This window comes from Paenibacillus sp. SEL3 (genome assembly GCF_054602585.1).
In genome coordinates this window covers 1,808,396-1,830,514 of the sequence record NZ_CM137725.1, presented here as the reverse complement: position 1 = coordinate 1,830,514, position 22,119 = coordinate 1,808,396, and the positions used below count along the sequence as shown (strand labels likewise).

The 22,119-nt window shown below is 44.9% G+C and carries 15 protein-coding genes and 2 riboswitches; of the genes, 6 read left to right on the top strand and 9 right to left on the bottom strand.

What is annotated here, in order from left to right; genetic code table 11:
• Positions 1-4 precede the first annotated feature (4 nt).
• From ACYCS5_RS08515 to ACYCS5_RS08505, 3 genes are read left to right on the top strand one after another with little or no spacing between them, the layout of a single operon-like run.
• Entirely contained in the window at positions 5-454 is a 450-nt protein-coding gene (locus ACYCS5_RS08515; RefSeq protein WP_029518378.1) for a hypothetical protein, read from the top strand.
• Positions 451-2,187 (top strand): ATP-binding protein, encoded by a 1,737-nt coding sequence (locus tag ACYCS5_RS08510; protein ID WP_342434418.1) that lies wholly within the window; start codon positions 451-453, stop codon positions 2,185-2,187. Before ACYCS5_RS08515 ends, ACYCS5_RS08510 begins: the two co-directional genes overlap by 4 nt.
• Positions 2,188-2,237: 50 nt before the next feature.
• The gene (locus ACYCS5_RS08505) at positions 2,238-6,665 is read left to right on the top strand and encodes a hypothetical protein (protein ID WP_459760928.1); all 4,428 of its coding nucleotides are present in this window, start codon (positions 2,238-2,240) and stop codon (positions 6,663-6,665) included.
• A gap of 42 nt (positions 6,666-6,707) precedes the next feature.
• On the opposite strand, the gene ACYCS5_RS08500 is transcribed toward ACYCS5_RS08505, so the two are convergent.
• The gene (locus tag ACYCS5_RS08500; protein ID WP_459760927.1) at positions 6,708-7,403 is read right to left on the bottom strand and encodes a response regulator transcription factor; all 696 of its coding nucleotides are present in this window, start codon (positions 7,401-7,403) and stop codon (positions 6,708-6,710) included.
• 160 nt (positions 7,404-7,563) lie between these two features.
• Here ACYCS5_RS08500 and ACYCS5_RS08495 point away from each other — a divergent pair, with 160 nt between their 5' ends.
• Positions 7,564-8,937, top strand: a complete 1,374-nt coding sequence (locus ACYCS5_RS08495) for a sugar phosphate nucleotidyltransferase (RefSeq protein ID WP_165148878.1) — start codon at positions 7,564-7,566, stop codon at positions 8,935-8,937.
• 179 nt (positions 8,938-9,116) lie between these two features.
• Here the strand turns inward: ACYCS5_RS08495 and ACYCS5_RS08490 are convergent, their stop codons facing one another.
• The 4 genes from ACYCS5_RS08490 to ACYCS5_RS08475 form a co-directional block, all read right to left on the bottom strand.
• Positions 9,117-9,635 (bottom strand): thioredoxin family protein, encoded by a 519-nt coding sequence (locus tag ACYCS5_RS08490; protein WP_029518385.1) that lies wholly within the window; start codon positions 9,633-9,635, stop codon positions 9,117-9,119.
• A gap of 256 nt (positions 9,636-9,891) precedes the next feature.
• A complete protein-coding gene (locus ACYCS5_RS08485) occupies positions 9,892-11,748 on the bottom strand; it encodes a beta-glucoside-specific PTS transporter subunit IIABC (protein WP_165148765.1) in 1,857 nt (618 codons plus the stop codon).
• Positions 11,749-11,980: 232 nt separating this feature from the next.
• A complete protein-coding gene (licT, locus tag ACYCS5_RS08480) occupies positions 11,981-12,823 on the bottom strand; it encodes a BglG family transcription antiterminator LicT (RefSeq protein WP_023990001.1) in 843 nt (280 codons plus the stop codon).
• A 233-nt stretch (positions 12,824-13,056) separates the two neighbouring features.
• Positions 13,057-14,028 (bottom strand): LacI family DNA-binding transcriptional regulator, encoded by a 972-nt coding sequence (locus tag ACYCS5_RS08475; protein WP_029518387.1) that lies wholly within the window; start codon positions 14,026-14,028, stop codon positions 13,057-13,059.
• Between the two features lie 213 nt (positions 14,029-14,241).
• Between ACYCS5_RS08475 and ACYCS5_RS08470 the strand changes: the two genes are divergently transcribed.
• Together ACYCS5_RS08470 and ACYCS5_RS08465 are read left to right on the top strand one after the other, a co-directional pair.
• Positions 14,242-15,699, top strand: a complete 1,458-nt coding sequence (locus tag ACYCS5_RS08470) for a glycoside hydrolase family 1 protein (RefSeq protein WP_165148771.1) — start codon at positions 14,242-14,244, stop codon at positions 15,697-15,699.
• A 168-nt stretch (positions 15,700-15,867) separates the two neighbouring features.
• Positions 15,868-15,944: riboswitch (glycine riboswitch) on the top strand.
• A gap of 18 nt (positions 15,945-15,962) precedes the next feature.
• Positions 15,963-16,057, top strand: a riboswitch (glycine riboswitch).
• Positions 16,058-16,215: 158 nt separating this feature from the next.
• The gene (locus ACYCS5_RS08465) at positions 16,216-17,634 is read left to right on the top strand and encodes an alanine/glycine:cation symporter family protein (protein WP_459760926.1); all 1,419 of its coding nucleotides are present in this window, start codon (positions 16,216-16,218) and stop codon (positions 17,632-17,634) included.
• A 58-nt stretch (positions 17,635-17,692) separates the two neighbouring features.
• Here the strand turns inward: ACYCS5_RS08465 and ACYCS5_RS08460 are convergent, their stop codons facing one another.
• The 4 genes from ACYCS5_RS08460 to ACYCS5_RS08445 all read right to left on the bottom strand — a co-directional run bounded on the left by ACYCS5_RS08460 (position 17,693) and on the right by ACYCS5_RS08445 (position 22,056).
• Complete coding sequence (locus tag ACYCS5_RS08460) at positions 17,693-18,865, bottom strand: iron-containing alcohol dehydrogenase (protein ID WP_459760925.1); 1,173 nt, start codon at positions 18,863-18,865, stop codon at positions 17,693-17,695.
• A gap of 148 nt (positions 18,866-19,013) precedes the next feature.
• Positions 19,014-19,841: a carbohydrate ABC transporter permease gene (locus ACYCS5_RS08455; protein WP_029518391.1), complete on the bottom strand. Its 828-nt coding sequence runs from the start codon at positions 19,839-19,841 to the stop codon at positions 19,014-19,016.
• A 22-nt stretch (positions 19,842-19,863) separates the two neighbouring features.
• On the bottom strand, positions 19,864-20,739 hold the full coding sequence (locus tag ACYCS5_RS08450) for a carbohydrate ABC transporter permease (RefSeq protein ID WP_029518392.1): 876 nt from the start codon (positions 20,737-20,739) through the stop codon (positions 19,864-19,866).
• Between the two features lie 33 nt (positions 20,740-20,772).
• The gene (locus tag ACYCS5_RS08445) at positions 20,773-22,056 is read right to left on the bottom strand and encodes an ABC transporter substrate-binding protein (protein ID WP_459760924.1); all 1,284 of its coding nucleotides are present in this window, start codon (positions 22,054-22,056) and stop codon (positions 20,773-20,775) included.
• Between the last annotated feature and the right edge of the window lie 63 nt (positions 22,057-22,119).

Here is a 22,119-nt window from a genome sequence, read left to right as displayed (position 1 = left end):
CTACATGTATAATATCAGCGTTTTGGCATTTTTGAAAGATGTCAATACAGAACGGGCGTTGCGTCTTTTTTGTGAACGATTTGATTCGGCTGAGCATGCCCTCTGGGAAAAAGGTATGCGTCTCCTTCATCAGTATCATGCTGCACGGCATACAGGGGTGACCCTGGTTGTCTCCAGCGCACTTCAGCATATGGACGATCGTCATGATATTTACGTTGTTGATCTGCGGGAATACGGCGAGGAAGAGTTGGATCGCTTATATATCGCAAAAACATGCGAGTTGATCCTACTGACGGACGGGGCAACGGAAACCGCTGCGAGGTTTGCTGCCCTCCAGCGCCGCACTCCCCGTTTGCTGTGCGCACGGCTACCGCTGGTCAGCTACGAGCTGGAATGCCTGATGCAGGCTATTTTGAGCCGTCGTGAACAAAATGGAGGGGACAGGGAAGCATGAAACAATGGGCTTTGTTGAAACCAGGTTGGCAAAAGCTGATCCTGTACCTGATCGTACTGGGTGTGACCGTGTTTTTGGCCGCTGTGCTTCAATGGTTTGTCGTGCGACAATTCAGTGTTCACTTGGCGGAGATTCAGAATGAACAGCTCCAGTATGAGGTACAGGAACTTTCTAGCAGCATAACCGAGCGTTATGCCGCATGGCAGGCTGAATTGAAGGAGCTGTCGTCCAGTCTGGGCAGAGATATGCTGAATCAGGGAACACGCCAGTATCCTGAGGGGTTTAAGCGTGAAAGCGGGGCCTTTTATGTGCTGGATGAACAGTATCATGTGATGGTCGGACGAGATAATCGTGAGATGAAAAGTGCGGTCCAGCAGATTAAGTGGCTGCAAAATGGTTGTGCAGTAAGCTCTTTTGTGACAGAGGATCATCAGCCTGCCCAGTATATCGCATGCAGGATTCAAGGAGCGCAGATGGGCGGTTTTATGGTGCGCAAGGTTGACGCTGATATGCTCAGCGGAATTATTAAAAGTAAACCGGTTAACCAGTATGAGACTTTATTTTATAACGGTCAATTTAAAGTTGTAGCTTCCCGAAGTAATCCGGATATTAACCGAACGGACATCACGGGCGTCACCCGTAGGCTGCTGGAGGGCAATACAGGTGTCATTGAAGATGACGGTGAAAAATACGGGATAGGATTTAGCCGCATTGGGGAAGAAGCCCTTTACATATCGGTTAAGGATGTCAGCGAGGATACAGCACAGCGAATCAGCTCCTTCGGCAAACAGTTGTGGATGGTCATGGTTCTAATATTGTTCATTCTGTGGGCCATGCTCGTACAGTTCCGCAAAAGGATTGTGAAGGATGCCATCGTGAACAACCAGGTGCGTGATCAACGGCGAGATGAAGATATGCGACAGCAGCAGGACATGTATTATTTGCCGTTAATGCAGACGATTGAGCAGCAGCTACAAGAGCTGCAAGAGCAGACTAGCCGTCTCACAGGTGGTGATGATTTGAAGTTGCTGGGATTCTATCATGATCTAGCAAACCGCTTTGAAGCGGCTTCCAGTCAGGGAAAAGGAGCCTCTCATGAGGAACTGGAGTATTTTCGCGAGTTGAATGAAAATTTTATCCAGGGTCGCCTCAGACAGGAATCCTCACTGGGAGAGTTACTGACGGGAGTTCGTAGCTTGCGCGATGAGCTGGAAGAGAAGATGCATGATAATAGTGGAATTAGCTTTACAGATATGAATGAAATATTGTCTGAGTCGCTGAAATGGGCGAACCGTTCATTGAACATGAAGAACATTCAAGTGATCTTGCGGCAAGAGCCTGTTCCATCGATTGCAGCACAAGCACCCATGCTGTACAAAACGATTCAGGGACTGCTGGAAAATGCAGTGCAGGCCATGGGACGCCAAGGCGGAGAACAGCCTGAGGATCAAGAACAGGGCCAAACAGGTCTGCGGTCCAAGCGACAATCTCAAGTGCTTAAGGTTAGTTCACGGCTGGAAGAAGGAGAAATTGTTATTATCATTGAGGACACAGGCGGCGGGATTGATGATAAAATGCGTTGGAGCTATTTCCAGCCAGACTATTCCCAAAACTCGCAGGAGCATGCATTCAGCTTGTACCATATGGATGCATACCTGAAGACCATAGGCGGCCGTTTAAAGCTGCGTAATACCGATCAGGGCTTGCAGGCAATCGTTCGTTTGAGAAGATAGGTCCAAGATAACCGACAGATATACGAGAAGTTCAAGAGAGGGGGACAAGCATGAAAAAATGGGTATTTCACTATCGTTACGATATGGCGGCAATGATGTTGATGCTGATTGCGATTGTTGCATATCTTGCACCCATCTATGGACCAGGGCAAATTGTGTTTAGCGACATTGCTTTTGGAGCCACCTCTCATCGGTATCTGGAGGAAATAACCGGGGTATGGAACGAGCGATGGTCTACCTCGACCTTGTTCAATGCTCCACGTATCCTGTACATCTTGCCCTTCTATGGACTGTCACTCTTATTTGACGAAAGCGGACCGGTCTTGCTCAAGTCGTTTATTACAGGCTTGTTATTTGTTTCGGCATTTTCGATGTATGCCTTTGCCAAACGATTGGTTAGCGTGTATTATTCACCAAGCTTTACGAAGACCCGTATTTTTGCCATCATGGTCGGCTCGTTGTTTTATGCGTTGAATCCGTGGGTTATTTTCCGCATTCAGCATATTTATTTGCTCTGTGGATATAGTTTATTTCCGTTAATGCTGCGGTTCTTTTTCAGTGCGGTGGACCCCAAGTTTCAAATTCAACAAATTAAAAACTATCATTCCCACAAGCTGTATCAGCGGAACTGGATCGACCTGTTTCTGTTGGCTGCGGTATTCACCGTTAGTGCTGCGGCAATTCACTATTTTTTCTTCGGCATGATTTATTTGGGCTTGTTCACCATGTTGCTATTGATCAAGCTGACCTGGACCCACCGTAAGGCTGGTCGCACCTATTTGCAGCCGTTATACGGCAATTTTTTGCGTAAAGGGATCATTTTTGGCATGTTTTTCGGTCTGCTCAGTTTTTATTGGTTGTCTCTATATGTCGGTAGCATGTTGATGGACGCTCAAGCGTCTCAGCATAATATCAATGTCGTGGATACGTTGTCTCTGTTCAGCCGCAACAGCAGTTTAAATAATGTGGGTTATTTACTGAGCTATTGGTGGCCCATGTTTTCCTTGTCCTCACTGCCTGTCATGTTTTATGTAGGAGGGGGATTTTTGTTGCTATTGATCGGGTATGCGATGGTGACACGTTCACATAAAAATCCGATCATTCTGATCTTCTCGCTACTTACGCTGCTGTTTCTGGTTGCAGCTACCGGGACGACGTTCCCATCGATTGCCAAGTGGTTTGTCATTCTGGTTACGAAAACCCCTGTGATTGGTTCGGTTTTCCGTGATCCTAACAAATTTATTGGACTGATTGCCCTTAACTTCGGGGTGTTGCTGACCTTTGGTGTCATTCAATTTATGGAATGGTTCGGATCCTCGCCGCTACAGCGTGTATATAAAAAGCTGGCGGTCGTTATCGTTGTCTTGTGCCTGGGGGTATATTTTGCTCCCTTGCGCACTCAGTTCATTGAGGGGTACTACAAGCCAGTACAAGTGCCAGAGGCTTATGCTCAAATGGCTGAAAAGCTGACTGATCCGGATCGTTTCGATAGCAAGGCATTATACTTTCCGATTGCTGACAATATGATTCAGAGCTATAACGGAGTAGCCACGCCCAAATGGAATAAAGGGAAGACCGCAAACGAAAAGGCAACGGGAGATTTTCAGGTATACTCTTCTCCTAAAAATACGATCTTTCATCATGAGGGCAATGATCCCGGTATTACATACTATATGAATTTTCTACAGTATGTCATGGACAACGGATTAAGCTCCCGATTAGGTTGGCTGTTCTCTACCTTTGGTGTTAACCAGTTGGTCTACCATGATGAATATGTGGGACAGGAGAAGCGTCAGGATTTCCACCTCTCTCAGCTGGAAGGTCAGACCGGGCTGAAACGTACGTACCAGAACGGGCTATTTTCCATATTCAATCTCGACCAGACACCACCCTATATGAACATCCTTGCGAGTAAAATTGTAACACCTTACGGTTTTAGCCGGCTGGAGAGCTACAGCCATCTGCCCGGTTTTGATTTTAGCCGCTTTGGAGTGCTGTTCAGTGCGTTAAAGCCTGAGCTAAAAACCGTCCAGACGATTAACAAAGGGGATTATGTGGAAGCGGTGTCCTTTAATGACTTGCTATTGTCACAGCTTCCAGCAGAGGATTACTTACGGCCTTTTGATGCCATTGAGGATGGTAATGCCTTTTTAAAATGGTCCAAAACCTTTGCCTCGACCAACGATTGGTTGTGGTATTTATCCTCCCAAAATATACGGAACTTTCCGTTCGATATGGAAATGGATGCAGGGATTGCGGTCACCTTTGCCAGTAAGAAGCTGGATGTGGCCCCGTATCAGATGAGCAGCATCGAAGGGAAGACGGTTGTGGACTTTGATTCCATGTTGCGGACCGAAACCTTCTTCAAGCCGGATAACCCGCAGTTGTTCAGTGTGCAGGCTAATCCCCGTGAGGAATTGAATGATGTGCCAACTCTGCATGGCGAAATTATGAAGGGTGACCCGAGTAATATATGGCAGGTCGCTCGATCGGGTTTGCTGGAAGCCAAGGAAAATAATCCGTATCAGTTCCAAATTACTGTTTCCGGTCGCGGAACGAACAAAATGCATGTGAAAATGAGATTTTACGATAAGCAAATGCGTGAACTGGGGGTTAGCTATGTCGTGGCGCCTTCGGAGGGATATAATTTTGACAGTGTGAAATTTTACGGGGAATACGTGTCGCCGCCCGGCAGCTATTGGATGCGAATGGATTTGTTAACCCTGCAGCGTCCACAGCAAAAAAATTACTGGTGGATTCATGATATCCAGCTACGTGATTTGGGGCAATACAGTAAGCCTAACACGTTTACGATGCACAAAAAACTGGATCAACCTCAAACCTCGCATGTATATGCCAGAGTGTTTATGAATAAGGCAGGCGGGAAATTACAAGTCACGTTACCGGACAAAGTGGTTAGTATCAAGACCCAGGATGATGGTTTAAACCAATTTCAATGGGTCGATCTGGGAGAACATGTTTTTCCAAAAGGAGATACTCCAGTCACGGTTAATAACCTGCAAGGTTTTAATGCGGTCAATCAATTTGCGATTGTGCCTGTGGATCAGCTAGATCGGTTATCTTTTCCAGTGGAGCAGGCATTGAAGCGGGGCAAGCTCTTTTTCACCTTGGAGGCAGAGAACGATTTTAACGCCCAAGGGAATGTGCAGACGGAGCGTGCTTTGCCAAGACTTAGTATGGGGCGAGGGATCAGCTATCAGAAGGGGACGTTAAGCAGGGATGTGGAAGTCGCCAAAACGGGAACCTATGCCACAGCTATTTTGGCTAATCTACCTGCAGGATACCATGGGTCATTAACGATGAAGTGGGTGAATGAAGAGACGGGAGAGGTGCTGACCAGAACGATTCGTACGGAAGAGTCGTATAAGCGGTTACCCGCTACCTCTTTATCTGAAAAGCAGGTTATTGAAACGGTGCCCGATCAGGATGGTTTTGCCAAGAAAATCATACAAATTCCCGGTCTGCTGAACGACTATGGCCGAATAGAATTCAAAAATCTGTTCCTAACCAAGGGAAAGTATCACTTAACCCTTGTGCTGGACAGCCAAGTACCGTCATTGAGCCGTTTTGGAGATATTCATCGAATGGGCGGGCAGGAAGTGACGGTAATGCCTGGGGAGAACACGAAGGAGTCATTAGACACGGATGTCGGATGTGTAGCGGATATACGACCTGGCCAGACGAACCTGTCATTTATGGACGAAGGACTCTCTATCCGTTACACACCTAGCTATTCCTGTGACTGGAATATATATGCGTCCAAGAAAATGAAGGCCGAGCCGCTGCAAGAGTATGCCGTGCAGTTGGATGCGCGATCAGCACAAGTTGGAAGTCGGCACATGAAGGTCATATTTTTGAATAAAGCGTCCCAGGTTCTTCAAACCTCCTATATTGATGAGGTGGAGGAGAGAGATAAGGAACAATGGAATCATTATGATCAAATTGTGAAGGCACCGGCAGGAACCGCCATGATGCAGTTTCAAATTTTAGCGCATGCGCACAAGAAGCAGTCAGGCTTATTTCAAATGAAGGAATATTCCATTATCCCTTATCAAGCCATGATTACAGTGGATCAATTTACGTTGTTTGAGGGAACGGATATGGATACCTTTTTTATGGCTCCACATGCTTCGGAAAGCATTCAGGCTACTCGTGAGAATTCCATGGAACGTAGTTTTACGCTATATAATCCGACACATCAGCAGGTGCTGATCCGGGAGACCGAATCACCCAATCCACTATGGGAGTTCAGGCTGGGTGGCGAAAATCAGCGAGCCCGTCTGTCTGTGAATGGAGTAACTACCGGATTTATTACCAATGGTAACGGGAACGGGAAAGTCGTCGTTATTCTGGCTTCCGCCTACCGTTTCGGATGGGGACTGTTCCTCATAGGGATACTGGGTGGAGCAGCTTGTTTTCTTCCTTATCGGCGATGGAAGAAGCGAAACCTTCCATAAAAAGCAAGCTGCTCAGTGGGGAAATGGGTAGCCATGATACGGCTACATCTCATATTTGTAGCCTCTGCCCCAGACGGTACGGATGTGCTGAGGATTTTTAGGGTCACGTTCTATTTTTTTGCGGAGGCTGGAAATATGTACGTCGATAGTGCGATCCAGATAAGCGCCATCTCCGCCTTTGATCCGATCCATCAGCTCACTGCGGGTAAAGACTTTACCTGGATTGCAGGACATTTCTTTTATAATAGAAAATTCGATTTGAGTGACTTCTATTTCTTGGTCATCGACTAGCAGGCTGTGACGATAATCATTTACCCACACTCTTACCTTTTTAAGCCTTTGCGTAACGGTTGGCGATTCAACAGGCATGTTGCGGCCGCAGCGGCGCAGCAGGGCTTTGATGCGGGCATTTAACTCTATCAGACTGAACGGCTTGCATAAGAAGTCATCTGCTCCGTCATCCAGAGCTTTTATTCTTATATTCAGCACGGTGTTATTAGAGATGACCAGCATAGGGACTGTGGTAAATTGACGGATTTGGCTGATCAGCGCACATTCGACTTTACCGGAAAACATTAGAGCGGTCACAATAATATCCGGCTTAAAACGCATGAGTGTAGGAATTGCAAGTTTAGAGTCATAAATAAGCTCGGTATGATAGCCTTCCTCCTGAAGGTGAAGAGCAATCATATCTGCCAAACCTTTTTGATTTTCAATGATGAGTATTTTTATGGGCATGACTGACATCTCCTGTACAGACAAAGATACAATAGCATTGCATAATCATGTATTTGCCACGATAATACATACTTATGTATTCGGCAGAAATGCGAAAAATGAACAGTCTTATAATGTAAGAAAAATATTAATTTACAGGAAGAAGGTTGCATCTTTGCGAATGATTTTATTATCTGGAGGTTCGGGTAAACGTCTGTGGCCCTTATCCAATGTGAACCGTCCCAAGCAGTTTCTTTCCATACTACGTCACGACGAACGGCCCGAAAGTATGCTGCAACGAATATGGAGGCAATTAGATGAGGCGAATTTGGCAGATGAGGCCTATTTTTCAACGAGTGGAACTCAGGCCGAGCTGATTCGAGGACAAATTGGCGGAGATGCTGTAGTCATTGAGGAGCCGACTCAGCGGGATACCTTCCCGGCCATTTCCCTGGCTACGGCCTACTTGCATGACGTTGCAGGCGCATCACGCGACGAGATCGTAGGGGTCATGCCTGTGGACGGGTATGCGGGGGATGAATTTTTTGAGCATCTGCGCAGGCTTCCTTCCATATTAGAGCAATCAGGAAGCCATATCGCATTAATGGGGGCTGCTCCGACGGAACCCTCTGATAAATACGGATATATTGTGCCTTCAGCCTCTCCTTCACTTGACCAGCCATATTATAGGGTTAGTTCATTTGTAGAAAAGCCGGATCTGATTCGTTCAGAAGCGTTGATCCGTGAAGGGGCCTTATGGAATTGCGGGGTGTTTGCTTTTAGACTGGGCTTTTTATTGGATATTCTGAAGCAAATGGGTATACCATCCGACTATGAATCTCTTTCGACAAATTATGCAGACTTGCCTAAAACTAGCTTCGATATTGCGGTAGTAGAGCATACTCATAAGCTCTCTGTGCTTCCATATCATGGAGAGTGGAGAGACTTGGGCACATGGGATTCGTTGGTGAGAGAAGTAAGTTCGAAGCTGAGTGGTCCAGGATATATTTCAGAAGCTTCACATGACTCGCATATCATCAATGAACTGGAGATTCCGGTCAGTATCTGGAATGTCCCGGACATTATCGTCGTTGCCGGGCCGGATGGCGTGCTGGTTACGGATCGGCAGTCATCCACAGGAATTAAGGATATGGTGGCGGAAATTGAAATCGGACCACGTTTTGAGGAGCGCTTCTGGGGAAAGCAAACGGTGTTATCCCATCAAGCGGCAGCAAGTGGATTGCAGACAGTGACCAAACGCGTGGTCATTTCAAACGGGAGATTTATCAGCTATCATGAGCATCAGTTTCGTAAAGAAGTTTGGACTATAGTTTCTGGAACCGGGAGTGTCTCTATCAATGGCGTGATACAGACAGTCAGCCCCGGTGAGGTCATCGTCATTGAACCCGGTACAAAGCATTTTATAGGGGCAGTAGAAGGAGATTTAGAATTCATTGAGTCACAAATCGGACATATCGTATCCGAAACGGATATTATCCGTTATGAATTTCCTGATTCGATTGACGACCATACTCATGAAGTGTCTACAATATAGGGACTGATAGATACGAACGAGGTTTATCAGAAGGCAGTGAAGAGTAGTAGGAACTATTTTTTATTAGAGCTTAGATGCCTGTTCATTCCTAAAAAGGTATTCATGCGTTATACGAATGAATACCTTTTTTTTGCATAAACAGTTCTCTGTGTTTGTAATGAATTGAATAGAAAAGAGACTTATAAAATAATAATTTTCTTGGAAGTCAGCCACTCTTTTACAGCATCCGTACTGAGGTCTCTTTTGGGCGTCCATTCTATTTTATCAACCAGCTTGCCGTTTCTGAATTCTGCAATAGTGGGGGTGTATTTAACGTTGTAATCCTCTTTGAATTTATTCCATTGAGGCTTGTCCTTATGGATTTTGTGAACGTTCAAAAAAGTAATTTTAGAGCCTAGATTATACTGTTCGATCATCTTGTTAAAGTTAGGCTCAAACCGATTGCAATCGCCACAACTCGGTCTGCCGACATAGACAAACACACTTTGATCCTGCTGAATCAAACGCTTAAAACCATCTAGTGTAACCGCATTCAAGTGGTCATATATTTCGGGATAATTGCTTTTGCTTGCTTGGATCTCTTTATCTTTCTGCTGAACAACCTGCTCCAGATCTTGAAATTTAACTACAGCTGAAATAGCGATACCAATGAGAAGCAATACAATGACACTTAACCCGGCGATATATCCTTTTTTCACAGAAACCCTCCTTTTTTTACAATCTCAAACTTACAATAAATGATTTTTTCGTTTTTCACTGTAACACTTGTCTCATTATGTATAAAAAAGAAGCTTTCCCGTAGGGAAAGCTTCTTTAGTCAGCATTTTGCATAATTCGATTCCCAACGCTTGTAAGTACAGTATATAGACGAATTAAAGCATTTCGATCTATATACTGCTGATTTGAAAACGCTCCTGGGATTTATGCAAAATGCCCTAGTCTGATAATTAAATGTTAGACCACAACAGTCAACAAGTAATCCTCACGCTTCACTTCAGTTTCCATTGTGTTCAATACGTCCAGGTATTGAGCGGAATTTGTTACGATAATCGGCGTAGTCGTTGTATAGCCTGCCGCCTTAATTTGTTCGATATCAAATTCGAGCAACAATTGCCCTTGCTTCACTACATCACCCTCTTTGACGCGCTTGTCAAGGAATTGTCCTTTCAGCTTCACTGTATTCACACCAACGTGAATCAGAATTTCTGCTCCGTCATTGGAAGTAATACCGATGGCATGTCCGGTTGGGAATACGGTCGTAATCGTTCCATTGACAGGAGATGTCAGCACACCCTCTGTAGGATCAATAAGGATTCCTTTCCCCATAGCACCTGAAGCAAAAGCAACATCAGAAGATTGTTCCAAAGGCAATACTTTACCTTGCAGTGGGCTTACGAGAATTTCTTTCTCGATTGTCACTTCTTTCTTTATAGGCGCAGCTTCTGTTTTTGCAGTTTCTTCTTTTGGATCATCAAAGCCCAAAATCATAACCAACACAACTGCGAGTACAAAGGCAACGAGCAAACCGATGACTACCCACAAGAATCCAGTTCCAAAATAAGTTGGCAGCGCCAGTAAACTAGGTAGGGAGAAGGATTTTGCAGTCGCTCCGCCAGAAGCGATAATAGCGCCACCAATACCACCGGATATGCAAGCATAAATAAAAGGCTTTTTCAATTTCAAAGTTACACCATAAATCGTTGGTTCTGTAATCCCGAATACAGCCGCCAGTGTAGAGGAACCCGCCAAAGCCTTCATTTGAGTATTTCTAGATTTCAGGAATACCCCCAGTGTTGCACCGGCTTGAGAAAGTACGGCTGCTGTAAGCATCGGAAGCATCGTGTCATAACCCAATGTAGCAATATTGGACAGCATAATAGGAACGAAGCCCCAATGTACACCGAAAATAACAAACACTTGCCAGAATGCACCAGCCACAGCTCCGGCGATCAATGGGCTTAAATTGTATACCCATGTAAAACCGTTCGCCAAGCCTTGACTGATCAGGTTACCGACTGGACCAAAGGCCAAAAACGTCAACGGAACAACAACTAGCAGTGATAGCATAGGGACGATAATGTTTTTAACCGATTGATGAACAAAGGAATTAAACCAACGTTCCACATAGGACTGTACCCATACCGCGAGAATAATTGGGATTACGCTGGAACTGTATTTTATCAGAATGATTGGAATCCCGAGAAAAGCCAGTTTTGCCGGATGGTCCACCGCTGCAATAACATCCGGGTACACGAGTGCTCCAGCAACTGCGACCGATACAAAGGCATTTGTCTTAAATTTACGGGACGAAGTAATAGCCAGGAATATAGGCAAGAAATAAAATACGCTGTCCGAAGCGGCGTTCAAAATGAGATACGTACCGCTTGTAGTATCAATCCAATGAAGCGACGCAATTAAGGCCATAATCCCTTTGAGCAAACCTGCTCCGGCAAGAGCACCCAAGAGAGGTGAGAAAATGCTGGAAATGATATCGACCGCTTTGCCGAGAACATTTGTTTTTTCGGAAGATTCTTCCTTTTTGGCATTAGGATTGTCTGCATCCTGCAAATTCGTTTCTGCCATCATATGCTCAAATACTTGACCTACATTGTTGCCGATGACCACTTGGAACTGGCCGCTGCTTTCCACCACTGTAATGACACCAGGTGTTGCTTCCAGTGCAGCTTTGTCTGCTTTTGTGCGATCTTTTAATTTAAATCTCAAGCGTGTAGCGCAATGGAATACGGAATTGACATTCTCTTCGCCGCCAACGAGAGTCACTATTTTTTTAGATAGTTCTTTATCACTCATATTTAGAACTCCTTATGGGTTATTCTTGCTACTGATAGGGTTTACCGTTTACATTTGTTGCTAAGATGCGCCGGCATGCATCTTTTTAACCTTGTAAACAAGAAAAACCTAAACTCGTGGTGAAAACTGCGCACTCTTCCTATAAGGGAACGTCGATTTCACCATCAGTTTAGGTTTTGCCTGCCTTACCAGTCACAATCCATGAACGATGAGGGGTATGAAGTTGTTAGTCTTATATGTTATTACGCTCAGTTACCCGATGAATATGGATAGTTAGATATACGTATTCATCCTTGCTTAAATATTGATCGTATGTTTTTTCCAGATACTCATTGATCTTTTGGGCGCAAGCAAAAGCTTCGGTATACGTCTGCTTCACCTGGTTGTACAAGAATTCTTCACCACTGTGAATGACTTCTTTACGAATCACTCGCATCGCAAAATATTGCAAATGTGTCAAAAATCTCGAATAGCTAAAAGAAGACTCATCCAGCACAATCCCGTAATGGTACGTAATAATGTTCAATATATGTTGGACAATCTCGGTCATTTTCAGTGTAGATTTCATTTCGTTACCGTCAATCCGTGCATTCACCATATGCAATGCAATAAATCCCGCTTCATCTTCGCCCAATTTTACTCCGAGCGTATTTTCAATTTTTTGGAGAGCATCCAGTCCAACTGCAAATTCTTTTTTGTAAAAGCGTTTAATTTCATACAGCATCGCGTTTTGGAGTGCCAGTCCTTTTTCTTGCCGTTGTATGGCAAAATGAATATGGTCGGTCAACGTTAAATAAATATTATCGCTTAACTCCGTATCCAACACTTCTGTTGCATGGGTTACGATTTCATTCACGACCTCCAGATGAGATACAGGAATATCGTTCAGCAGCTCGGTTAGTTTGGCCGTGAACTCGTTTTCATTTAACATGAAAATCTTATCTATTTTATCATCATCGACTTGATCGCCAGCCACCTTTTTGAAGGAAATACCTCTTCCCATCACGATGACCTCTTTGCCTTTATCGTTTTTAGTCAATAGGACGTTGTTATTGAGCACCTTCTCAATAATCATTGAAGTTCCCCCTCCCATCCTTTACCAATAAAAAATGCCTAAGCACAATTCAATACTATTGTTAGCAATAGTACTCAATTGAACTCAGGCATTGCCCGCATCACCGGTCACAATCCTTCGATATAGTGCTATTGTAGCACAAAAAAAAGCGATTTCAACATTTTTTATTCTGTTTCGACAAAAAACATTTTATATCAAGACCCTTTTGCCTAATTTGCAAGTAAAGCGTTACCTTATGTGGTCGTACGTTCAATGAGGCTGTACTCTAGCGAATGAAGCTCCATTTGGCGTCCAATCAGCTGGGGGGAAAGCATGAAAAAAGCATTTTGTGCTTGAGCCATGATAGGATTTTGAATCGTTGTAATCCCCAACGTATGCGACAGCTCCGTGTTATCAAACCCAACAATCGCCAGATCTCCCGGTACGTTCAGCCGTTGTCTGCGTGCTTCGCAGAGAATGCCCACAGCTACATAATCGTTAGCACATAAAATAGCCTCTGGGAATTCCCCCCGATGCTGTAACAAATCCCGTACGACCTGTTCGCCATCACGGATATTATAAATTGAAGAGTGATTCCAGTGTTGCAACACTGGCAGATTGTGCTCACTCATGATCTGTTCATAGGCTCGTTGTCTGCTATGGGTATTGATGCTGCTCGGACGACCAAAAGCATTGGCTATACGGGTATAGCCTTTTTGTATCAAATGCTTTAATGCTAGCATGTAACCTTCATATTGATCCATTGCGACGGAGCGAATATCGGTATGCTCCATTCGTTGCCAGGCCACGATCGGGCCATATTTACAATAGGTACTCAAAAAATCAGTGTCATTCACGCAGGAAATGATGACCAGCGCGTCGACTCTTTTTCTTTTTAAATCTTCAAAAGCTTGAAGCTCTTTCTTTTTGTCTTCTCCCGAAGTATAAATAATGGTCTGGAATTCATATTGTCCGGCGATTTCTACAAAGCTGTCCAGAAAAGCAAGAACAATTTCATTAATCGTTGAAGTGATGATACCAATCTGAAGCGTCTGACCCTTGGATAGGGAAATGGCATTCCGATTAGGAACATAATCTAATTCCTGCATGATTTTCAAAATCTTAGCTCTTGTTTCATGACTGACATGGGGGGACTGATTTAATACTCTGGATACCGTAGCCTTGGAAAAGCCCGCCAGTTTTGCAATTTGATCAAGATTCGACATGGTGCTTCTCCTCACATAAGAAAAAAATACTTGACATGAAACGCGTTACAACAATTAGGATGCTTATGAGGGCATTACATCTATTTTAAAGCATCTGTCAATGCATTTCAAAGGAGAACGGTTACCGTTAGGTATGGATTCACATTTGCAGCATTTGATGGGATTACTTAGGCCAAAGTGAAAATCTTATATACGGAAAGAGGTCTTTATACCATGACGAAGATGCTAAAAGGATTTCCGAAAAACTTCTTGTGGGGCGGGGCAACTGCAGCCAACCAATTGGAAGGTGCTTTTGACGTAGATGGAAAAGGCTTGTCCAGCGCAGACATGATTGCTTATGTACCCAAAGCGGAACGTAAGAACGATCACGCTATAGAGATTTCGTCCGAGCGACTCGAAGACATTTTGGCAGGCAAAGTCAATGCCCGTTTCCCAAAACGTGAAGGTGTGGACTTTTACCACCACTACAAAGAAGATATTGCATTGTTCGCTGAAATGGGCTTTAAAGTATTTCGTATGTCCATCCACTGGTCGCGGATTTTCCCGAATGGCTATGATCACGAGCCGAATGAAGCAGGATTGCAATTCTACGACAATGTATTTGATGAGCTACGCAAATATAATATTGAGCCCTTGGTAACATTGTCACATTATGAAACACCGCTAGGTCTGACTCAGAAGTATAATGGCTGGCTGGGTCGTGAAGTCATACAGCATTACGTCAATTATGCCGAAACGGTGTTTACACGCTATAAGGATAAAGTAAAATACTGGCTGACCTTTAATGAAATCAATGTAATGACCATGAGTCCGTTCACCGGTGGCGGTGTGGTTATTGACCGTGTAGAAAACAAACAGCAAGCGATATATCAAGCATTGCATCATCAATTTGTAGCTAGTGCACTGGCAACCAAACGGGGACATGAGATCATCCCGGGTGCTCAGATCGGCTGTATGTTGGCACGTATAGAAAGCTATCCACATACGTGTAACCCAGCGGATATACTGAAAGCCCAGCATGAAAATCAGATGAACCTATTCTTTACGGATGTGCATGCCCGTGGGGAATATTCCAACTATATGAATCGTTATTTTGAAGAAAATAATATTGTGATCCAGACAGAACCCGGCGATGACGAAATTTTGAAAAATAATACGGTTGATTTTATCTCATTTAGCTACTACATGACCTTGACCGTATCGGCAGGTCCAGAAGGCGAGAAAGCAGCAGGAAACCTGATTGGCGGCGTGAAAAATCCGTATCTGCAGTCCTCCGACTGGGGATGGCAGATCGATCCGATCGGCCTGCGTGTTACACTGAATACGTTTTATGATCGCTATCAAAAGCCTCTGTTCATCGTGGAAAATGGCTTGGGTGCATATGATAAGGTGGAGGAAGATGGCTCTGTGCATGACACATATCGCATTGATTACTTGCGTCAGCATATTGCCCAAATGAAGGAAGCGATTGCCGACGGTGTTGATCTGATTGGTTACACCAGCTGGGGCCCTATCGACCTTGTGAGCATGTCTACTTCCGAAATGTCCAAGCGCTACGGATTTATTTACGTTGATCTGGATGATGACGGTAACGGAACGCTCAAACGCTCCAAAAAAGACTCTTTTAATTGGTATAAAAATGTGATAGCAACCAACGGTGAAGAATTGTAATTCCATATCATCTCGGGCGGGTATAGCAGAGGACATCCTAAGGATGCGATCTGCTGTACCCGCTTTTTTGATAGACTCAATAATAATATTTCAGAGGGCTTCACAAACTTTTCACTTGTAATAAGCTGAAAGTTTTCTGTATAATGAATAAAAATTTCATATGTCTGGTTGATGTTTGCGGGAGATGGAACGAAAGTTCCGACCGAAGGGGCAAAACTCTCAGGTGCTTAGGCTGTTTACAGCCACAAGCGGGGACCGTAAACGGACAGAACTCTGGAGAGACCCTTAATTGGGCGCCGAAGGTGCACCGCAGAGAACATCTGCTTAAACTCTCAGGCAAAAGGACAGAGACGCGAATAACCTGTGACAGGGAATGCCCTAGGCTTTTTTATGAGCTATTAGAGGCAAAACCTGCACAAGATGGTTGTATTTTTTCGTGCCTTTAACCTCTCCAGGAGTCGAATCAGCGGATTTGACTCTTTTTTGTTTTCTAATATGCTGGAGGAGCGGGTTGAAATGAATTTGGTACATGTGTTAGAAACGATTGACAGCTGGATATGGGGAGCGCCGCTTCTTATTCTCGTGATGGGCACGGGGTTGTGGCTAACGATCCGCTTGAAGCTGCTTCAGGTTATTCGATTGCCTTTGGCGCTCAAGCTAATTGGTAAAGCGCCGGACGAAGGTAGCGGAGATGTAAGCAGCTTCGGTGCATTGAGTACGGCACTGGCAGCTACTGTAGGTACAGGAAGTATTGTTGGCGTGGCGACAGCGATCAAGCTGGGTGGGCCCGGTTCATTATTCTGGATGCTGGTTGCAGCTTTTTTCGGGATGGCAACCAAATATGCGGAAGGATTATTATCCGTTAAATACCGTGTTAAAGACCGGAACGGACAATTTTCGGGTGGTCCGATGTATTATATTGAAAACGGACTTGGCCGCCGTTTCAAGCCGCTGGCGATGTTGTTTGCCTTTTCTGGTGTTCTTGTAGCCCTATTTGGAATCGGTACTTTTCCGCAAGTAAAGGCTATCGTTTCTTCGACGGAAAGTAGCTTTGGAGTGCCAACGGTAGTTACAGCGATCATTATTTCCGTGTTAACTGCTGTTGTTACGATTGGAGGACTCAAAAGTATTGCCAAGGTATCCACAAAGATTGTTCCATTCATGTCGGGGCTCTATATCGTAGTTTGCTTAATTGTACTCATTAAGTTTGCAGGAGAGCTTCCTCATGCGATTGCTTTAGTATTACAAGGGGCCTTCTCGACCACATCTGCAACGGGTGGATTTGCCGGAGCGACGATTATGTTGGCGATGCGAAGTGGAGTTGCCAGAGGTATTTTTGCTAATGAAGCCGGTTTGGGAAGTGCGCCAATTGCAGCAGCTGCTGCTAAGACGAAATGGCCTGCAGAACAAGGGTTGATATCCATGACAGGCGTATTTATCGATACGATGATTATTTGTAATCTGACGGGATTTACGTTGCTGGTTACGGGAATATGGAGTGGAAATGACGATGGAGGTCTGATGACCCAGCATGCGTTTTCCAGTGCCTTTCCGGCTGGTGCAGAACTCGTGACGATTAGCCTTATTTTATTTGCATTTACAACGATACTGGGCTGGAATTACTACGGGGAACGTTGTGTTGAATATTTACTGGGTGTCAAATGGATTAAACCATACCGTTATTTGTTCATCGCACTTGTGGCAGGAGGTGCGTTCATCAAGTTGGAAGCCATTTGGCTGCTGGCAGATATCTTTAACGCAATGATGGCTTTCCCGAACCTGATTGCACTGCTTGGCTTATCGGGAATCGTAGTTGCAGAAACCCGAACCTATATGGATTCTTTGTATCCTAATAAGAAAAAGGGTATTCTTGCAGGTACCCATGTAGGGGCTGCTATCCAAGTAGAAGAAAAGGGACAAACGGTTAATTCATAAATTCCAAAAGGGAGTGTCTTCAGCCACCATAGGCTTGAGGACACTCCCTTTTTAAATGTTATAACGATGCGCGCAAAATAGCTAAAATATCTCCTTGATTAAGCTTTTTATAGTTACCGAAGCCTCCGTATTCCATTTCACGGGCTGCAATGTTTGCGATTTTTTCCAATTGCTCATCATTAATATTGTAATCGGCCAGGGTGGAAGGGGCACCGAGACTTGTCCAGAATGCAGTAAGACGGTCAATACCTTCCAAGGCGATTTCTCTATCTGTTTTACCTACGGTGTCTAAGTCAAACATACTGAGCATCAGCCGTTTCATGCGTGCAGCATCCTGATCCACCGTATGTCTCATCCAGTTGGGGAATAGGATCGCTAGACCGCCAGCATGAGGAATGTCATATACAGCTGATAATGCATGTTCAATCGTATGCGAAGCCCAGTCCCCGAAGTAGCCCATTTGCAGTGTTCCGTTAAGAGCAATCGTTCCGGCATATAAAATCGTTTCACGATGCTTGTAGTTGTGCAAATCCTCCAGCAGTTTAGGTGCAGTTTCAATCACGGTTTGCAGCACGGAAAAGCACATACGATCTTGCAACGGTGTATTTTTAACATTGTGAAAATACTGTTCAAACACATGGCTCATCATATCCACCATGCCATATACCGTCTGATCACGTGGCACAGAGAAGGTGTTTTTTGGGTCCAGAATCGAAAACTTCGGATGCGTCACCGCGCTGCCCCATACGTATTTTTCGTTCGTTTCCCAGTTGGTGATGACAGAATCCGGATTCATTTCTGAACCGGTGGCGGCGAGTGTGAGGATGGTGCCGAATGGTAGAGCCTCGGTCGGCATGTGCTTTTTGTTGATAATATCCCACACATCGCCGTCATATTTAGCCCCTGCTGCGATGGCTTTGGTGCAATCAATAACGCTTCCGCCGCCTACTGCAAGTAAGAAGTCGATGTTTCCATTTCGGCAAATGTCGATGCCCTTCTTAACGGTAGACAAGCGCGGATTCGGCTCTACGCCGGACAATTCATGAATGTTAAGATGTAGCGGCTCTAACGCGTTTAATACCTGGTCATACAGACCATTTCGCTTGACACTTCCGCCTCCGTATATCAGTAAAATATTTTTGCCGTAATTCAGCAGCTCCTGCTGCAGTTCTTCAATTTGATTGTCTCCAAAAATTAATTTGGTGGGGTTATAATATGTGAATTTGTTCATCTGGAAAGTTCCCCTCAGTTCATAGTTCATGTTCAAATCGTAAATCGCTTAACCTGATTGCCTGTTGAATACCTAACTTTACCATGTAAGCTATTTGAAATGACGATTAACTATTATACATGAAATGAATAAGGGAATTCAAATAAATCTAATCTTTGACCGCTCCGGCGGCAAGATCGGAAATAAACTGGCGGCTAATGAAAAGAAATAAAATTATAAGTGGCAGTACAGCAAGCAGGGTGCCCGCAATGACCATCGCATAATCCGTATTGTATATCCCGTTTAATTGTGACAGTGCAATCTGGAGCGTGAATTTACGCTCATCCGTTAAGACGATTAGCGGCCATAAATAATCATTCCAGGCTCCTATAAAGGTAAACGCGCCGAGAAAAGCGAACGCAGGACGTAGAATAGGCAGTGCTACATTTAAGTACAGCCGAAAAAAGCTGCATCCGTCCATCCGCCCCGCATCCAGCAGCTCCTTTGGAATGGATTCTTCCGCATATTGACGAATCCAGAAAATGCCGAAGGCATTTACCATCCCCGGGATAATAAGCGCTTTGAACGTACCTACCCATCCAAAGGTGGCCATCATGACAAAGGAGGGGACAAGCGAAAGTTGTGAAGGGACCATCATTGTAGCTAGCAGAACGATAAATAGCACTTTTTTGCCCGGAAAATCAAACTTGGCGAATGCAAAACCTGCCAGTGAATCGAAAAACAGAACCAATAAGGTAACAGAACCAGCTACAAAAAGGGTATTAAAAAAGGCTCCGGCAAAATTAATCTGCTGCAATACTCTCGTTATGTTATCCAAGAAGTGGCCGCCAAACCACAATTGCGGTGGAAAACGATAGATGTCTGAAGTTGTACGGGTTGCCATAACGATCAGCCAGTAAAATGGAAACATCGACAGGATGATTCCCACCAACAATCCGGCATATAAAACAAAGGATTTTGCACGTGTCTGCATCATGTTGTGAAGCTCCTTCCCATCGTTATTTTTTACCTTGAACGAGTTTCCAGTTTATGATGGAGAATAGAGCAATGATGAGGAACATTCCCCATCCGACGGCTGCACCATATCCAAAATAGTTGTTAATGAACGACTCGCGGTACAGGTATAAAACGATGGTCATGCCACTTGCCCCGGAACCGCCGTCATTACCGACCAGGACCTGTGGCTCGGTGAAGAGTTGCATACCGCCGATGGTGGACGTAATGACCGTAAACAGAATGACTGGGCGCAGCATGGGGATAGTGATGCGGAAAAAAGCTTGTGCTCCGGTTGCTCCGTCTATTTTGGCGGCCTCATACAGCACATGCGGAATACTCTGAAGTCCGGCCAGATAGATGATTGCGTTATAGCCCATCCATCTCCATACGACCATAGAAGAAATGGCAATTTGGATACCCCATGGCACATTCAGCCATTGAACCATGGGCAGTCCCAAGAGTTGCAGAAGGTAGTTGAGAAATCCGAAATTGTTGGCAAATAAGGCACCAAATATGATGGCGACGGCCACAATAGACGTCACATTGGGCAGGAAGAATCCAACTCGCCATAAGGTGCGCATTTTCACAAATGGGGCATAAAGCAGAAAGGCAATAATCAGTGCGAAGAATAGCATTGGAATTGTTGCATACACCCAGATCACAAAGGTGTTGCCTACAGCCTGCCAAAATTCATGATCTGTTACAAGGTAGCGAAAGTTGCCCCAGCCGTTGTAGGTCATGTCTCCGATTCCGTCCCATTTGTGAAACGCCAGGTATAATGAAAAACCAATCGGAAACAGTCCAAAGATGCCAAACAGCAGATAAAACGGCGAGATCGCAGCATAAACGGCACGGTGCTTCCAGATTTCTCTCAGCATATTGTCCACACGCCTTTTTTGAATTTTGTTTTTTTATCGCTGTAATTCCCGTTCGATTCGTTCCATGGTTTCCGTCCATAATGCATCAGGATTAGCATCCTGCTTGGCAACATTAGCAAGGCGACGGGTCACAATGCCGTGGATGACAGGGTAGCGCTCGCCGAAATAGCTGCTTTTCACATGACGTGCGGAGGCGGCGAAGATGAGTCCGGTGGCCTGACCCCCAAAGAAAGGCTCGGGTGTCCCCATGATAGGATCGTTATAGACGCCGGGAGTGGACGGGAACAGACCGATTTTGTGGTAGGCTTCCAACTGGTGTTCCGGGTTTTGCAGCCAGGTCAGGACTTCAAAGGCTTCTTTGGGATGTTTGCTGGATTTGAGGATAGAAATGAACGAACCACCCAGGTTGCCGTCTCCTCCAGGAGCACGGGCGACTCTCCATTTGCCAGCTGTATCCGGCGCGGCCTCTGTGAGAACTTGCTTCATCCAAACAGCCCCTACAAAAGAGGCAATTTTGCCGTTATTGACCGAAGCGTTCCATTCGGGAGTCCAGCCATCCGCATTGGCGAGCAGATGCTTCTTGTGGAAATCGACAGCGGTTTTCCAGCCCAGACGGATGTCAGGAGATTGATTGCCAATATAGCTGCCATCCGGCTTGAAGTAGAGGTTTGTATGCTGAGCGAGCACTTGATTGTAAACGTTTACAATATTATCAGCCAAAAACGAACGGCTTCCGAATTTCTGCTGAAGTTGTTCTCCGGCTGCCATGTAATCATCCCATATGCGGATCGAGGCACTAACCTTTTCAGGATCACTAGGCAAGCCTGCTTGCTTAAATAGATCGCTTCGATAGAAGAGGGCAGTAGGCCCAGTATCCATGGGAAATGCAATCATTTTACCATCAGGAGTGATCCCCTGATTCCATTTCCATTCCAAATATTGATCTTTTAGGCGGTCTGCTCCGAGCTCCCTTAAATCATAAAAACGATCCGCACTTGGAAATAGCTCCACCATCCAGTCGTTCAGAGCTACGATGTCTGGTTCACCAGAACGAGCTGCGAGCGTTGTCTTCAGTTTAGCTTTGAAGTCACCACCTATTTTTTGAGTTTTTAATTCAATGTTGGGAAAGTGTTTTTCCGCTTGGGCGAGTAGTTCATCATCAATGGAACGGTTCCAATACCATAATGTAAGCGTTATCTTTTTTCCATTTGACAAATTAGTTTCAGATGATTGACTTTCAGAGAACGAGGGTCCACTACAAGCACTGAACATAGTGAGAAAAGCAAGACATAATACCAACCATTGTACTGTCTTCACATCATTTCCCTCCTTGCTGTCTGAGATAATCTGCCTGCTAAACAAGTTGTAAATGGTTTAGCT